Source organism: Hyphomonas sp. KY3, from assembly GCF_017309975.1.
In the GTDB taxonomy this organism is placed as follows: domain Bacteria; phylum Pseudomonadota; class Alphaproteobacteria; order Caulobacterales; family Hyphomonadaceae; genus Hyphomonas.
The window spans coordinates 284,822-300,256 of sequence record NZ_CP022271.1 but is presented as its reverse complement, the minus strand read 5'-3'; the positions used below and the strand labels follow the sequence as shown (position 1 = coordinate 300,256).

General features: G+C 60.7%; 18 protein-coding genes. 9 read left to right on the top strand and 9 right to left on the bottom strand.

The features are described 5' to 3' along the window. Positions 1-10 precede the first annotated feature (10 nt). Entirely contained in the window at positions 11-139 is a 129-nt protein-coding gene (locus CFA77_RS17180; RefSeq protein WP_256434945.1) for a hypothetical protein, read from the top strand. Between the two features lie 112 nt (positions 140-251). Then, positions 252-575 carry a hypothetical protein gene (locus tag CFA77_RS01570; protein ID WP_206991960.1) on the top strand — a complete coding sequence of 108 codons (324 nt, stop codon included), beginning with the start codon at positions 252-254 and terminating at the stop codon, positions 573-575. Between the two features lie 733 nt (positions 576-1,308). Here the strand turns inward: CFA77_RS01570 and CFA77_RS01565 are convergent. From CFA77_RS01565 to CFA77_RS01555, 3 genes are all read right to left on the bottom strand, one after another. After that, positions 1,309-1,611, bottom strand: coding sequence for a GIY-YIG nuclease family protein (locus CFA77_RS01565; RefSeq protein WP_206991959.1), 303 nt, complete (start codon positions 1,609-1,611; stop codon positions 1,309-1,311). A 315-nt stretch (positions 1,612-1,926) separates the two neighbouring features. Further along, on the bottom strand, positions 1,927-2,493 hold the full coding sequence (locus CFA77_RS17255) for a thermonuclease family protein (protein WP_206991958.1): 567 nt from the start codon (positions 2,491-2,493) through the stop codon (positions 1,927-1,929). An 11-nt stretch (positions 2,494-2,504) separates the two neighbouring features. Next, a complete protein-coding gene (locus CFA77_RS01555; protein WP_206991957.1) occupies positions 2,505-3,602 on the bottom strand; it encodes an aromatic ring-hydroxylating dioxygenase subunit alpha in 1,098 nt (365 codons plus the stop codon). A 150-nt stretch (positions 3,603-3,752) separates the two neighbouring features. On the opposite strand from CFA77_RS01555, the gene CFA77_RS01550 reads away from it, so the two are divergent. After that, entirely contained in the window at positions 3,753-5,348 is a 1,596-nt protein-coding gene (locus tag CFA77_RS01550; protein WP_206991956.1) for an AbgT family transporter, read from the top strand. 100 nt (positions 5,349-5,448) lie between these two features. Here the strand turns inward: CFA77_RS01550 and CFA77_RS01545 are convergent, their stop codons facing one another. Next, on the bottom strand, positions 5,449-5,943 hold the full coding sequence (locus tag CFA77_RS01545) for a ferritin-like domain-containing protein (protein WP_206991955.1): 495 nt from the start codon (positions 5,941-5,943) through the stop codon (positions 5,449-5,451). 183 nt (positions 5,944-6,126) lie between these two features. On the opposite strand from CFA77_RS01545, the gene lepA reads away from it, so the two are divergent. Next, the gene (gene lepA / locus CFA77_RS01540; RefSeq protein ID WP_034817695.1) at positions 6,127-7,932 is read left to right on the top strand and encodes a translation elongation factor 4; all 1,806 of its coding nucleotides are present in this window, start codon (positions 6,127-6,129) and stop codon (positions 7,930-7,932) included. Here the strand turns inward: lepA and CFA77_RS01535 are convergent. Then, positions 7,929-8,357: a helix-turn-helix domain-containing protein gene (locus CFA77_RS01535; protein ID WP_206991954.1), complete on the bottom strand. Its 429-nt coding sequence runs from the start codon at positions 8,355-8,357 to the stop codon at positions 7,929-7,931. The two genes, lepA and CFA77_RS01535, sit on opposite strands and share 4 nt — an antisense overlap. Positions 8,358-8,395: 38 nt before the next feature. Between CFA77_RS01535 and CFA77_RS01530 the strand changes: the two genes are divergently transcribed. Together CFA77_RS01530 and CFA77_RS01525 are read left to right on the top strand one after the other, a co-directional pair. Next, positions 8,396-9,274 carry a class I SAM-dependent methyltransferase gene (locus CFA77_RS01530; RefSeq protein WP_206991953.1) on the top strand — a complete coding sequence of 293 codons (879 nt, stop codon included), beginning with the start codon at positions 8,396-8,398 and terminating at the stop codon, positions 9,272-9,274. A gap of 53 nt (positions 9,275-9,327) precedes the next feature. Next, positions 9,328-10,134 carry an enoyl-CoA hydratase/isomerase family protein gene (locus tag CFA77_RS01525; protein WP_206991952.1) on the top strand — a complete coding sequence of 269 codons (807 nt, stop codon included), beginning with the start codon at positions 9,328-9,330 and terminating at the stop codon, positions 10,132-10,134. A gap of 12 nt (positions 10,135-10,146) precedes the next feature. Here the strand turns inward: CFA77_RS01525 and CFA77_RS01520 are convergent, their stop codons facing one another. Both CFA77_RS01520 and CFA77_RS01515 read right to left on the bottom strand, forming a co-directional pair. After that, positions 10,147-10,548: a globin gene (locus CFA77_RS01520; protein ID WP_206991951.1), complete on the bottom strand. Its 402-nt coding sequence runs from the start codon at positions 10,546-10,548 to the stop codon at positions 10,147-10,149. A gap of 19 nt (positions 10,549-10,567) precedes the next feature. Beyond that, positions 10,568-11,425 carry a hypothetical protein gene (locus CFA77_RS01515; RefSeq protein WP_206991950.1) on the bottom strand — a complete coding sequence of 286 codons (858 nt, stop codon included), beginning with the start codon at positions 11,423-11,425 and terminating at the stop codon, positions 10,568-10,570. 76 nt (positions 11,426-11,501) lie between these two features. Here CFA77_RS01515 and tsaD point away from each other — a divergent pair, with 76 nt between their 5' ends. Then, positions 11,502-12,611 carry a tRNA (adenosine(37)-N6)-threonylcarbamoyltransferase complex transferase subunit TsaD gene (tsaD, locus tag CFA77_RS01510; protein ID WP_206991949.1) on the top strand — a complete coding sequence of 370 codons (1,110 nt, stop codon included), beginning with the start codon at positions 11,502-11,504 and terminating at the stop codon, positions 12,609-12,611. A gap of 226 nt (positions 12,612-12,837) precedes the next feature. On the opposite strand, the gene CFA77_RS01505 is transcribed toward tsaD, so the two are convergent. Continuing rightward, positions 12,838-13,458 (bottom strand): TetR/AcrR family transcriptional regulator, encoded by a 621-nt coding sequence (locus CFA77_RS01505; protein ID WP_206991948.1) that lies wholly within the window; start codon positions 13,456-13,458, stop codon positions 12,838-12,840. Between the two features lie 137 nt (positions 13,459-13,595). Between CFA77_RS01505 and CFA77_RS01500 the strand changes: the two genes are divergently transcribed. Then, complete coding sequence (locus tag CFA77_RS01500) at positions 13,596-13,892, top strand: YciI family protein (RefSeq protein ID WP_206991947.1); 297 nt, start codon at positions 13,596-13,598, stop codon at positions 13,890-13,892. After that, on the top strand, positions 13,889-14,569 hold the full coding sequence (locus tag CFA77_RS01495) for a glutathione S-transferase family protein (RefSeq protein WP_206991946.1): 681 nt from the start codon (positions 13,889-13,891) through the stop codon (positions 14,567-14,569). Before CFA77_RS01500 ends, CFA77_RS01495 begins: the two co-directional genes overlap by 4 nt. Here the strand turns inward: CFA77_RS01495 and CFA77_RS01490 are convergent. Next, the gene (locus tag CFA77_RS01490; RefSeq protein ID WP_206991945.1) at positions 14,553-15,377 is read right to left on the bottom strand and encodes a sulfotransferase family protein; all 825 of its coding nucleotides are present in this window, start codon (positions 15,375-15,377) and stop codon (positions 14,553-14,555) included. The genes CFA77_RS01495 and CFA77_RS01490 overlap by 17 nt on opposite strands. Positions 15,378-15,435: the final 58 nt, after the last annotated feature.

Here is a 15,435-nt window from a genome sequence, read left to right as displayed (position 1 = left end):
AGGACCGGGCATGGGTAATCTGAGTGTAGATGCATTGGCGATTGCCGCCCTGGTCGGGTTTGCCAGCCTGTTGCTGATCGGCGCGGGCCTGACAGCTTGGTTGTGGAAGCAATCGGGCAAGTCCGAAGGCGAGTTGTAGGGCGCGCAGAGCGCCCTGCACAAATATCTGAAATAAGGGAAGACATTTCAACCCAGAGATGCTACACAAAATACAATCGTTTGGATTTTGGGCATAACTTGGGGACACTCACATGGCTCATTCCTTTGCAGGCCTGGCGGGCGAATTCCCGACCGCCGTGCCGGAAATCTTCGAACTGGCATCCATTGATCCGGTTTTCGCGCATCGGGCAGAAGCGTTCGAGGAGATCACGCAGGTGCTGGCCGAGGCCGAGACCAGCATTGAGGATGTGACCCCGCAGGATCGCCGCGCGCTGGAGGCCCGGCGGGCCGAGCTGCGCGCGCAATTATACACCGCGCTTTGTAACGTCACCGGCGATGATCGCTGGTGTGACGAGGCCGCCGCTGGCACGGAAGGGCCCTCCCCCCCGCCCCTTCCGCGCCGGTCGGCGGCCTGATACGTCCAGCCCGGCGGCCGTCATACGCTGACAGGCAGCACCCAAAGCCGGACTGGCGCGCGCCATCCGGGTATCTCGTGTTCCAGCTCCATCTGGCGAAGCCGAGGCGCGGCGGGCGCCGTGGCGCTCCGCCTGATGATTTGGAATGGCTACGGAATGGAGCGTTACCGCCCGCCGCGCCGGACAGGAGTTTCGGCGAGCACCCGCATGGGGGCCCATGGTCCCGGGTCTTCGTTACCGGCGCCGCGCGAACGATTCCACCGTGCTTTCACACGCATGGCTCATCCGGGGATTTCTCCCGTGCGACCGGACGAGGCGGATTCCCGACCGAGCTTCCTCGGCTCACCCTGGCCTGACCTGCCTAGGCGCGCATCGGACCGTCGCCCCAACCCGCACCATCCTGTCCCTGCCCCCACAACCAGAACGGTACCTGATCCGGCTCCTGTGAGGGCAGATGCTTAGTATGGGGCAGGGAGTTCTCAGACGGATTGGAGACCAAACCCTCACCCCGAAGATACCTGCGCAGGCAGGTATCCATCTCCTGAAGCTGCCTCATGTGCATGGGTAGAAGTCCCGAGATGGACCCCTGCCTGCGCAGGGGTCATCGGGGGGAGGAGTGGTCTCTATCCCACAAACCGTATCCCCGGCGCATGCCGGGGTCTCCTGCTGCCAGGGAGTGGAGCCAGCCGGACGAGACTCCGGCATGCGCCGGAGAAGCGGGGGCGGAAAGGCCCTACCCCGTAATCTCGAACCACAAATCCTTCCAATGGGGATTGCGCTCCGTGATCAGATTGATCTTGTTCTTCCGCCGATAGGATTTGAGGGATTTCTCACGCGCAATCGCTGTGCTGATCTCGTCATGCAGCTCATACCAGACGAGCGTCTTGCAGCCATGTTTCTGCGTGAATCCTCCGAAAATGCCTTCACGGTGTTGCCAGACGCGCTGGACAAGGTGGGACGTGACCCCGGCATAGAGCGCGCCCTGCTTGCGATTGGCCATCATGTAGACGGCAATTATGCGGTCCTCATTGGCCATGCTCAGCACTCCTTCCCCAACCTTCCTACACAAGAACAAAAATTGCGTCATTCCCGATGGCCGCAGGCCATCTGGGAACCCATCTCTGAACGATCTTGCAGAGTACGTCACGTGCCGTGTGGGGATACCCGCACGCCCCCGCACCGGACGCACCCGGTTGCCCCGTTCAGCGATGGGCCCCCAGACGCTGCGCGTCGGGGGTGACGCCAGGAGGAGGGAAACAGCGTAGGGCGGGTCATGACCCGCCATGCTGCGAGATCGGACGGCGGGTTACGCTTAGCCAGCCCGACCTACAGTTTCGTCAGCTATTCATTGTTATTCGCAGGTACACCCATCATCCCTTTGACTCTTACGCCAATCCCACGGTGTTTGATGCTTTGTAGCGAAAATCCCTTTGCCTTCGCGTCTGGCAGTTTGTTCAGCCTCGACAAAAAGCTTGCCATGATATCGGTCCGCATATGCCCAACCATTCCGCACTATCTGCATATTTACATCCATGTCACCGACATAGCAGGAAGCAACATATCGTCCGTATCGGACCCAAGGCTTGTTCTCCCCATCTCGAACATAGATCTCACATCTGAAATCTTTGTTCTCCGTGAACGTCCGGAGAAATTCTGAAGCACCAGATGCGCAATACGTTCGAGATTCGCCAGTTATCTCACAGCCTTGTTTCGATTCGAGAGCATCGATTCCATACAATCGGATCTGATGAATTCCGATCCATAAGGTGTCTCCATCCACCACTTCGATTTTTTCATCAACTGGGGAGGGAACCAATAACCGATCATTGCTTATTCGTTCAAACTGAATGGATTGGGCAGTCGCTGACAGCGCGATACCCACCAACGTAGCAGAAACACAGCCTATCTTCCCAATCATCACACTACCCCCTAACTCATCCACCTAAGCACCCTAGCCTCAATCGGGTTCGCAAACTCGCGGCCTTCTGAGCGGCACTCCGTCCACTCACGTTTCAGGCGCTGATACCATTTGGCCTGGATGTCGATGTCGTCGATCCACATCATGGCTTTCTGGTGGGCCATGCCCTGGTTCTGCAAATCCACCATGTCGCCATCCTGGCGGAGGAATTTGCGGGCCATAGGCTTGGCGATGGGTACGGCGAGGTGGAGCAGCGGCGCGCCGGTCCACCAGGTGAACTGGGTGATCCGTGTACGTTTCGGGGCCTCAGGCGTCAGGCAGGTGAGCGTCAGCAGGCGAGCGGTGTCATTCGAGATGATTTCCCAGCGATAGCCGGGCAGCTGGAACCGGATCTCGGTTTCCACATCATCCCCGAACACCCAGCGATAGAGTTTCGAGTTCGAACTGGGCGCGTGGCGGTCAATTGCCCAGCCGCGCTCGGTCGGGATGAAGGGCTTTTCTTTCAGCTTCAGACCCACAGAAGGCGGACGCCACCACCATTGATTGTGCACGAAGGGCACATGGGCCGGGTCCATCAGGCCGACCACGGCATCATCCATATGGGCGTTGAACACGTCATGGATGACAAAGCCGGGCTTGTCCGGCAGCGGGCCGAATTCCGGCGGCGGCACGGCAGGGGGCGCAAGCTCACGGGGATTGTGGGCGACATAGAGATAGACCGCGCCATTGGCCTCATGCACCGGATAGCGGCGCACTTTCACCTTGGACGGGTCATAAGGGCTGTCGTCGGTGAGGGATGGCATCAGCTTGCAGCCGCCATCGGTGCCGAAGCGCCAGCCATGATAGGGGCATTGCAGTGTCCACTCGCCATCGGTTTCCAGCTGCTGGCCCGCAGACAGCGGGACGAGGCGATGGGGACAGATGTCGCGCAGGGCGAAGGGTTCGCCCTTGGGCGTGCGGCCGACGACGACGGGTTCGCCCAGCACCATGATGCGGTGCTGCTTGCCGGCGACGAGGTCGGTGGACGGCGCGGCCAGATACCAGCTGTCGGTGAGGTAGCCTTCGTCGGTAATGCCCTGTTTGGGCGCGGCGTGTTGTGTATCGGGCATGGGCGGGACCGGTCTTGTAACGATGGCCCCTGATTAGCGCATTTGGCGGGGGGTCACCAGTGCGCGGGCTGCGGCGGATATGGGGCGGAATATTGCCAGCGCGGCAATTGGCAATAAGGTGTCCCGCTTGATCTGGTTTTGACAGGGGAAATGGGCATGGCCGAGGCAGCGACCAATAAGGGATTCCTGGGATGGGTGGAGAAGACGGGCAACCGCCTGCCCGATCCGGTCTTCCTGTTCTTCTATCTGATCATCGCCCTGATGGCGATTTCACAGATTGCGGCCTGGGCCAGTTTCAGCGCGCCGCACCCGACGCAGGTGACAGACGGGGGCACGCCGCTGGTCATTGAGTCGGCGAGCCTGTTCTCGGCCGAGAACATACAGCGCCTCTGGGTGGATATGCCGAAGACGTTCACGCACTTCCATCCGCTCGGCTATGTGCTGGTCGTGATGCTGGGCGCGGGCGTGGCAGAGCGCTCAGGGCTGTTTTCGAGCGCGATCCGGGCGGCGGTGCGCAATGCGCCGAAATTCCTGCTGACGCCGCTGGTCGCGCTGGTGGCGATGCTGTCGAACCATGCCGCCGATGCGGGCTATGTGGTGATGATCCCGCTGGCGGGCATATTGTTTGCCTCGGCCGGGCGCCACCCGCTGGCCGGGATTGCCGCGGCCTTTGCGGGCGTGTCGGGCGGGTTTTCCGCCAATATCTCGCCGGGCCAGCTGGACGCGCTGCTGTTCGGCATCACCGAGGCCGCCTATGGCGCGAGCAATATCGATGCGGGCTGGACGATGAACATTGCCGGCAATGCGTACTTCATTGCGGCGTTGCTGTTCATCTACCTGCCCGTGATCTGGTTCGTGACCGACAAGATCATCGAGCCGCGCCTCGGCAAATGGGTCCCCAGCCCGGAATCAGCCGTACAGGCTGGCGATGAAGACGAGCCCCTGACCGCCGAGCAGCAGAAGGGCCTGCGCATGGCGGGGCTCGCCCTGCTGGGCGTGTGCGCCTTGTGGGCGTTCATGACGTTCGGACCAGGCACGCCCCTGCTGGCCGATGGGCCGGGCACAGAAGGCAATCCGTGGTACCAGAAGGCCGGGCCGTTCTTCCGCTCGCTCGTCGCGGGCTTCCTGGTTCTGTTCCTTGCTGCGGGCTGGGCCTATGGCGCAGCCGCCAACACGATCAACAATCACCGCGACCTGGTAAACATGATGGCCGAGGCGATGAAGGACATGGGCTATTATCTGGTGCTGGCCTTTGCGGCGGCCCATTTCGTGGCGATGTTCGGCTGGTCCAATCTCGGCCTGATCTCGGCGGTGCATGGCGCGGACGCAATCCAGAATAGCGGATTGCCGCTGCCGATCGTGCTGGGCCTGATTGTCCTGTTCTCAGCGCTGCTGAATCTTTTCGTCGGCTCGGCCAGCGCAAAATGGGCATTGCTGGCGCCGGTGCTTGTGCCGATGCTGATGCTGTTGGGGATCAGCCCGGAAGGCGCGACCGCCGCCTATCGCGTCGGCGATGGCGCGACCAACATCATCACGCCGCTGATGGTGTACTTCCCGCTGATCCTGGTCTTCGCGCGTCGCTGGCAAACTGATTTCGGGCTTGGCAGCCTGACGGCGATGATGATCCCGTATTCGGTCTGGATGCTGATCACGGGCGTCGCGCTGATGATGGGCTGGATCTTCCTGGGGCTCGATTTCGGCTTTGGCGCCCCGGCGCACATCACCGTACCCGGCGCGGGGGGATAGCGCGCACGGCAAACCCGGCCTGGCAGTGCCAGACCGGGCTCCCACCCCGTGGAGGCCAGCCGGAGTTACTGTTCAGCCAGCCCGCCTTGGGGGGGTGGAATCAGGCCGCTTCGCGGTTCACTTCGCCTTCAGCCAGCTGCGACATCTCGCGGTCACCGGAATAGGTGTTGTCGAGACAGGTCTGGAGCTGTTCGGCGTCGTCCTTGAAGCCAAGGCGACGGGCAAAGGCCAAGACGGTGCCATAGCCAGCAAGGGCGTAATGGGTCATGCGCTGATATTGCGAAATGATAGAGGCATCGCGGACATCCTCGTCCTCGATCTCGGCGTCGATGGCGTGGGCTTTCGCTTCTTTGACGAGGCCTTCCATGCCCTGACAGAATTCGCCGCGCGGGTCGGCCTTGTGCTTGCGGATCAGGCCTTCGACGGCGTTGATCCCGTCCTCGATGCCGCTGACGCCGCGTTTCAGCGCGTCCTGCAGCTTCGGATTATGGGCCTTTCCAGCGAGCTTCTCAGTCACCTTGAGGGATTGGCGATTGGCGCTGTAGAGGTCTTGCAGCTGGTCAATATAGAGGTCTTCGAGCGTCTGGATGCTCATGGGAAAATCCTTCCTGAGTGCGTGTTTGTGTGACGCAGAATCAATGGAAGGCACGTCGACTTGTTCCGGAGTTTCCTGATTTTAATGGAAATCCGCGACATTCTGCACCTCAGGGCGCCAGAACCGGCCCCCGCCTGAACGAGAACGCTTCCCGCGAGGCCAAAGCGCGGTTATATCCCGGCCATGATCTCACGTGACAAAATCCGCAATTTTTCCATCATCGCCCATATCGACCACGGCAAGTCGACGCTGGCGGATCGCCTGATCCAGCATTGCGGCGGCCTGACCGAACGCGAAATGAAGGAGCAGGTGCTCGACTCGATGGATATCGAGAAAGAGCGCGGCATCACCATCAAGGCCCAGACCGTACGCCTGACCTATGAGGCACAGGATGGCGAGACCTATGTCCTGAACCTGATGGACACGCCGGGCCATGTCGACTTTGCCTATGAAGTCAGCCGCTGCCTCGCCGCCTGTGAAGGCTCGCTACTGGTCGTGGACGCCTCCCAAGGCGTCGAGGCGCAGACGCTGGCAAACGTCTATCAGGCCATCGACCAGAACCATGAGATCGTGCCGGTTCTGAACAAGGTCGATCTGCCAGCTGCTGACGTCGAGCGCGTGAAAGCCCAGATCGAGGACGTGATCGGACTTGATGCCTCTGACGCCATCGAGACGTCGGCCAAGACCGGTCTCGGCATTTCTGAAACGCTGGAAGCCATTGTCCAGCGCCTGCCTGCGCCAAAGACCGGCGAAGTCGACGCGCCGCTGAAGGCTGCCCTGGTGGACGCCTATTACGACCCCTATCTCGGCGTGGTCGTCATCGTGCGCATTCATGATGGCGTGCTGAAGAAGAAGCAGAAGATCAAGATGATGCGCACCGGCGGCGTCTATGAAATTGACAAGGTCGGCACGTTCAATCCGAAACTCACCGACGTTGAGGCGCTTGGGCCGGGCGAAGTCGGCTACTTCGTGGCTTCGATCAAGGAAGTCGGCGAAACGGCCGTGGGTGATACGATCACGGAAGACAAGCGACCCTGTGACAAGGCCCTGCCCGGCTATAAGGAAGTTCAGCCGGTCGTCTTCTGCGGCCTGTTTCCGATGGATGCGGGCGACTTTGACGATTTGCGCGCGGCGATGGGCAAGCTGCGGCTGAATGATGCAAGCTTTACATGGGAGATGGAAACCTCTGCCGCGCTCGGCATGGGCTTCCGCTGCGGCTTTCTCGGCCTGTTGCATCTCGAAATCATTCAGGAACGCCTCAGCCGCGAGTTCGACCTCGACCTGATCGCGACCGCGCCGAGCGTTGTCTATGAAATGACGATGACGGACGGATCGGAAATCGAACTCCACAATCCGGCAGACATGCCCGATGTCGTGCGCGTTGCCGAAATCCGCGAGCCGTGGATCAATGCGACGATCTATACGCCGGACGAATATCTTGGCGGCATCCTGAAGCTCTGCCAGGATCGGCGCGGCATCCAGACCGAACTGTCCTATGTTGGCGGACGGGCGATGGTGAAATATGAACTGCCGCTCAACGAGGTCGTGTTCGATTTCTATGATCGTCTCAAATCGATCAGCCGCGGCTATGCGAGCTTTGACTATGAGATTGTCGGCCACCGCGCCGAGAATCTCGTCAAACTGCAGATCCTGGTCAATGACGAGCCGGTCGATGCGCTCGCCATGCTGGTGCACCGCGACCGCGCCGAAAGCCGCGGCCGGCAAATGTGCGAGCGTCTGAAAGACCTGATCCCCCGCCAGATGTTCAAGATTCCGATTCAGGCAGCCATTGGCGGCAAGGTGATCGCGCGCGAAACCCTCAGTGCCATGAGGAAAGACGTGACCGCGAAATGCTATGGCGGCGATGCCAGCCGGAAACGGAAACTGCTCGACAAGCAGGCCGCAGGCAAGAAACGCATGCGCCAGTTCGGCAAGGTCGAGATTCCTCAGGAAGCGTTTGTGGCCGCGTTGCGGATGGATGGGGATTAGCCCTTTCGGTTTGCCAGCCCAACCGGATTGCCCTTCGCTGAGATTCTCCCCGTCATGGCGGCGCGGAGGATGCGGCGGAAGCTGGGGCATTCCATGTGGCTGGGGGCGCGGCAATTGGCAGCGTGGCGCAGGCCGTCGCGCATGATCGTCATCTGACGGATCTTCTCGTCCAGTTCGTCCGCCTTTGACATGAGCGTCGCACGCTCGATGCGGGGCCCCTCTTCCGACATCATGGCGGCGATCTCGTCCAGCGTGAAACCTGCGGCGCGGCCGAGCGAGATCAGGCCGAGCCGTTCCAGAACGTCTTCATCAAATAGGCGCCGGAGGCCGCGTCGCCCCGTCGAGCGGATCAGGCCGCGTTCTTCATAATAGCGCAGGGTGGAGGCCGGGATCCCGGATTGTTTGGCAACGTCGGAAATTTCCATGATAGGCTCTTGACCTCAAGTCGACTTGAGGTGGCAGGATGCCTCCACAAGATCGCAATGACAAGGAGCGCGGTACGATGAGAATGGCAAACAAGGATCAGGAAGAGATGTGGAATGGCGCGGGCGGAAAGGCCTGGGTGCGCGCGCAGACGCTGCTGGATACGGCCTTCCAAACCTTCGCGGACATCCTCGTCGAGACGGTGACGACGGCCAACGCAAATTCTGTCCTTGATATCGGCTGTGGCACCGGCGCGACAACGCTCGCCATGGCGGAAGCGCTGGGGCCGGATGCGGACTGTCTTGGCCTCGACATTTCCGAGACCATGATTGCCCATGCTCGCAAGCGCGCCGCCGAGTCCGGATCACACGCGGAGTTCCTGGTCGCCGATGCGCAGATGCACGATTTCCCGTCGAGCACATTCGACATGATCACGTCCCGGTTCGGGGTGATGTTCTTCGAGGATCCGGTTGCCGCCTTCCGCAATCTGAACCGCGCCGCGCAGCCGGGCACACAGCTGCTCATGTTCAGCTGGCGTGACCCGGCGGAGAACCCGTTCATGACGGCGGCTGAGGCTGGCGCCCGCCCCCTGCTGCCCGGTCTGCCCGAGCGGGAGCCGAATGCCCGTTGCCAGTTTGGCTTCGCAGACGCCGCGCGCGTGGAGCATATCCTGTCCGAGTCCGGATGGCAGGACGTGGTGAGTGAGAAACTGGACGTGGAATGCCGCTTTCCCCTCTCGGCCATGGACCTTTATGTCTCGCTGATGGGCCCCGTCGGCTATGCCATCGCCCAAGGCGTGGATGAGGCGACCCGGGAGAGAGTCATCGACGTGGTGCGCGCCGCCTTCATGGAGTTTGCTGATGGCGACGAAATTGTCTTCACGGCAGCCTGCTGGAAAACTGCCGCGAGGGCAGCCTAGGCCGACCTGCCCCTCCACGCTACGCTCGCCTCAAAACAAGAGGGAGACACGCCATGCCGGACACAGAAACCAAGACTGCCGAAATTCTCTATGAGGTCGCAGACCATGTCGCGACCATCACCCTGAACGCGCCGGAGCGGTTGAACACGATTTCCGGCCCGATGCTGGATGAGTTGTGCAAGGCCTTGCTGAAGGCAGATGCCGATACGGATGTGCGTTGCGTCATCCTGACCGGGGCGGGCCGGGCCTTCTGCGCGGGTTTGAACCTGGAAAGTGCCACCAAGGGCGAAGGCATCGGATCCGGCGCTGTGGCCAGCGCCACGCTGGATCTGCGCAACACGCCGCCGACCGTATTGTTCAATATGGACACGCCAACCATCTGCGCCATCAATGGCGGCGCGGCAGGCTATGGCATGGACACGGCGCTCGGCTGTGACATCCGCATCATGTCGGACAAGGCCAAGATGGCGGCAGCCTTCACCAAGCGCGGCATCCTGCCGGAATCCGGCGGCACCTGGTTCCTGCCGCGCATGCTTGGCTGGGAGAAGGCCTGCGAACTGATCTTCACCGGCCGCACCCTGACCGCCGAAGAATGCCTGGCCGAGCAATTGTGCGCAAAAGTGGTGCCGCATGATACGCTGATGGACGAAGCACGCGCCTTGGCCGCCGAGATCGCCGCGAACGCGCCACTGGCCGTACAGGCCTCAAAACGCCTGATGCGGATGGGCCTGTCGGAGCCTTTCACCGAACATGTCCATCACGTCTTCCTGCAATTGCTGCCGCTGCTGAAAACGGAAGACGCGCGTGAAGGCATGATGGCGTTTCTTGAGAAGCGCCCGGCGGAATTCAAGGGGCGTTAGCCTCGGCCCGTGTCAGGCTGGCGTGAACCCCATTCGCGCAATCTCGGCCAGCATCTCCGCCCATGCGGTTTCCATGGCGGGCGTCCACTCCCCTGTCAGCGCTTCCCGGCAAGTGTCGCGGATGGCTGTGAACATGTCATCCAGTTGGGATTCCGGCACGCCATACCCCTGGTGCGACAGGCGGGCAGACTGAAGTTCAAAGCGCGGCAATCGACTGCCCTCGGTAAGACCGATGATGCAGTCGAAGCAGGTTGTCAGCATGGAACCGCGCACGCCACCATCCGTGTCCATCGCGAACAGGTCTTCAAATTCGGGATGCTGTGCGAAGAGGCGCCGATAGATCAATGGCGCGGGATCAGCGCAAATCTCTCCGAAGCGTTCAAGCGAAAGCATGATGGGTTCAGATACAGCCATTCCATATCCTACTGTCGGCTCAGCCCCCGCGCAATCGCAGGACAAGGCGACGCGTGGCGCGCTGGCTCATCTTGCGGTGTCGCGCAATCCGCTTTGCAAGATTCTGGCGTTCCTCGCGGGTGCGACCAAGATCATAGAGCTGCGCCGCAAAGCCCAGCGCAGCCTGCTGGTCGCTGTTCGGTCGGCGGGCGGCGCCCTCCTCCTCCGCCCAGCGGCCCGGATGAAAGCTGGCGGTCACTTTGGGCTGATCATTGCCGAGATAATGGAGGAAGGCTGCAGGCGCGGAAACATTTCGAATGATCGCATCCGGAATGAAATGCAGCCAGTCCTGATGCTGTTGCCAGCGCCAGGTGTTGGGGGAATTCTTTGTGCGCACGCGCAGCCCGATGATGCGTAGGCGGCGCTGAACGGCGGTCCAGTCTTGTCCTTCCCGCTCGGCTTGCAGTTTCATGAGGCGGATCAGGCCCTCCATCGTTCGGCCGGAGGCAACAAAGTCGACCAGGGCAATGGGGCGCGAACCGGTGGCGATCGCCTTGGGGCCGAGACCTTCGGCGGTGAGATACTCGAACAGACCCTGCAATGCCGGTTCCGGCAATTGATCGACCGCGCTTGCATTGCGCAGAGAGTACTGGATGAGGTGAAGCCGCGGCGTGTCGCGCAGCCCTTCGAAACAGCCAGACAGATAATCATACAGGTTTTCGGGCGTCCTCCCGATAAAGGCGAGGTCCGACCGGTTCGCATGTGCCAGAATGCGGGCAGCCGTGGATCGCAGGGATTCAAGGAACATGTCGTTCAATGAGCGCGTCTCGGTCGCGCCTGTAATCAGGCCGCCCAGTTGCTCGCGCTGTGCGATGTTCCATCGAAACGGTTTCGCCAAACTTCTGCCTCCCGGTCTTTTCCTTCGACTATAGGGCCTGCGGGGGGCGCTTTCCAAATCCGTTCTGGGGTCCTACATGCAGCGGATGAGCAAGACGCTGACAGTTCTGGGCATCGAGACAAGCTGTGACGAGACGGCCGCGGCTGTGCTGCGCCTGACCGATGGCCGGGCAGAGCTGGTCTCGGACGTGATCCGCACGCAACTGGAAGAACACGCGCCCTATCTGGGTGTGGTACCGGAAATCGCTGCGCGCGCACACGCCGAACTGGCTGATTTGACCGTGAAAGCCGCGATGCATGAAGCAGGCATTTCCTATTCAGCGCTAGACGGGATCGCCGCCACGTCCGGTCCCGGCCTGATCGGCGGCGTGCTGGTGGGCATGATGACCGGAAAGGCCATCGCGCAGGCGGCCGGAAAGCCCTTCATTGCGGTCAACCATCTGGAAGGGCACGCGCTCAGCCCTCGGCTCGGCAATGATTGCCCGTTCCCCTATTTGCTGCTGCTTGTTTCGGGCGGGCATTGCCAATTCCTGGAAGTGCGCGGCCTCGGAAATTATCGCCGGCTCGGCTCGACGATTGATGATGCGGTGGGCGAAGCCTTCGACAAGACAGCCAAGACGCTGGGGCTCGGATTTCCCGGCGGGCCTGCGGTCGAGCTCCTCGCAGAGGGGGGCAATCCAGAGGCTTTTGCCCTGCCCCGCCCGCTGCTGAACAGGCCGGGTCTCGATATGAGCTTTGCAGGGCTGAAGACGGCTGTTGCACGCGCCGCAGCCGAAGACGAGATGAATGAGGATCGGATGAAGGATCTCTGCGCGAGTTTCCAGACGGCGGTGACCGACATTCTCGCCACAAAAGCCGCGCTGGCGCTTGAGGCGTTTGATCCGGGTGAGGATGGCACGAAGCGGTTCGTCGTGGCGGGCGGCGTCGCGGCCAACAAGGCCATCCGTGCCGCACTGGACGACGTGGCCAAAGGCGCAGGTGCGCGCCTGATTGCGCCGCCCCTGAGACATTGTACGGATAATGCCGCCATGATCGCTCTGGCCGGAGCGGAAAGACTGGCGGCGGGCCTCGTCAAAGGCGAGGCCGGGGACCTTGGCACCGGGGCGAGACCCCGCTGGCCGCTCGATGAAGCGGCGGCGCAATCAGCGCCCGTCTATGGCACGGGCCGCCGGGGCGCCAAGGCCTGATCAGGCCGCATTCTAAACCGCGAATTCAGCAAGCGAATAGGTCGCCGCAAGGATGGCGATGGCCATAGGAAGCGCCGCAAGCAAGGCGGCCAGGGACTGGCGAGCTTCGGTCTTGGACAATGTCATTGATTTGGTCTTTCAGCATTTACCGACAGCGACCATCGCTGCCGTTGACTACCATATAGCAATCATCTGAATATTTATCAATGAACAAAAACGAAATTATTCAGAATTTATCTATCTGACGCTCCGGAACGACCGCGCCAGCTGACAATCCAGCCAGAACCAGGTCCATCACACCCGCCAGTTCACGCTTCAATTTCGGCAATGTCAGGTGCGAGAACATCTGGGGAAAGCGAAACTTCATCATCGATGCCTGAATCATTTCCGCCGTCTCTTCCTTTCGGTCGAGCGGACGAAACTCACCGGCCTCAATGCCGTTCTCGAGAATCTGAACCAGATAGACCCGCTCCTGGGCCAGCTGTTCATTCATGAACAGAGGCCGCTCATCTGCCAGCGTCTCGGCAAGCTCGACCAGCTTGTCCTTTTCTTCCAGTGCCTCATAGGTACGCACCATGCTGAACTCAAAAAACTGGCGCAGACGATCTGCCGCCGTGATTGGCTTCCGACAGATGCTGGCATAAGTCTGGTAGAGTTCTGAATTGAACTTGCGACCGATGGCTTCGGCAATATCGAGTTTGGACGCGAAGAAGCGGTAGATATTGCCCGCGGACATGTTGCAGTCCTTGGCAATCTCCGACATCGTCGTCTTGGAATAACCGTAGTGAACGATGCGTTCCATCGCGGCTTCCAAGATCTGTTGGCGGGTGTCTGTTGTATCGTTCATGGCGCCACCATACTCCCTGTTACTGAAGGATCAATGATTCATTCAGCCCATTTGTTCCACTATTGCGGACTCTGGGCAGGTTGCAGGCATTGTGCAATACGAACAGGAAATCTTGCCTTCATTCGGAGTCGTTCGTCATGCGCCTTTTCTGTTTTCACAATCTGGACAATGAAACCAATGGTGCCGAGTTGCGCGCCGCGACCCGGCCGGCCCATCTGGAATGGGCTGCAGGATTGGGGGACCGGCTACGCATGGCCGGGCCGCTGCTGTCCGAGGATGGCGCGATGATCGGGTCTGTCTTCCTGGTCGAGGCCGATGACCTGGCTTCGGCCAAGGCATTGGCCGAGCAGAACCCGTATAACAAGGCAGGAGTGTTCGACCGCGTGGACGTGCGCGAAACGAAATGGCTGATCGGGCAAGGAAAGCGCGCATGAGACAGCTCGTCCTTGGAAATCTGAACTATTCCAGCTGGTCGATCAGGCCATTGCTTGCCGCGCGGCGCGTGGGCCTGCCGGTGGAAGAAGTGATCGTACCGCTCGATTTTCCCGACACATCGGCAAAACTGAAAGAGATCAGCCCGACAGCAAAAGTGCCACTGTTGATCTGGGATGATGTCACGGTCTGGGAAAGCCTTGCGATCACGGAATGGATCGCCGATTGGGCGCCGACTGGAGAGGTCTGGCCAGAAGATGCCGCCAAGCGGGCGATTGCCCGCGCGGTGACTTCCGAAATGCATGCGGGTTTCCCCGCCCTGCGCAAGGCTTGTCCGATGGATATTCGCGGCCGGGAAGCCACGCCGGAAATGACCGAAGGTCTTGAGGCTGACATTGCCCGCATCCAGACCATGTGGGACCAGATGCGCACTGAACATGGCGATGGCGGCTCATACCTGTTCGGCAAATGGAGCGCTGCGGATGCGTTCTACACGCCGGTTGTGACGCGGTTCCGCACCTATGGCCTGCCCCTGACAGGGGCTGCGGCCGAATATTCGGCGGCCATCCTTGAAGACCCGGTCTTCCTTGAACTGGAGAAACAGGCGGAAGCCGAACCGTGGTGGATCAAATACACCGCCGACGGACGCTCAAGCGGCTATCTCAAGCCGGAAGGCTGAACAGGTCATAATCCAGATCATGCCGGAACAGCGTCCGGATATGATCTGTGTAGATATCCAGTGCTTCGCCTGTGAAGAGTTCCGTAAGCGGTGTCTTGCGGTTCTGCAGCACATTGGGCTCCGCATCCGGATCGATCTTCTGCGCCATGGCGTCCTTCGTGCCTGCCGCGAGCGCTACATTGATGGCATCGGCACTGAGCCCGAGAGACCAATGCTTCGAGACCGCTTCCAACGCAGCGCGGGGGTCTTTCTGGGTCCGCTCATACTGGATCAGCTGGATCGAGTCGCCATGACGCGCACGAATATCACCCCAACGGTTCCAGAAGCGCGCGAGCCAGTAGAGATCGCAGCGATACTTCGATCCGCCCGGATCGCCCTTCAGATAGGTCAACCAGTCGACCTTGATGTCGTATTCCCATTTGGCGTGGTGACTGGCCAGGATCGCCATCGGGTGTCGTACAGCCAGCACATATGGCGGCAGGCTGGCGAGACTGCGGGCCCAGCCCCATTCGGCCAGATGGTGGGGGATCGTGTGACTGAACGCCAGGCGCGGCAGTTCCGGAAAGGTCTCATCGTCCTTCGGCCAACCGATATAGGGGCGCACTGCGTTTTCCGAAAAGTATTGCGGGTGAGGAATGCCATGGGTTTCCGCCAGCGCCACTGCCAGCATGTATTTCAGCCAGTGCGTACCGGAATTCTTGGAGGTAACGAGCAGGCCATCAAACCGGCCATGACGCAGGACGGAAAAATTCGTCCAAGACTCATTGAGAACCTTGGCGCGGTATTCGCTGGGAAGTGACTTTGACATGGCCAAATTCCCTATTGTGCCAGGGCGAAAGGCGCAACTGTTCTTGAGCGGTTGGAAG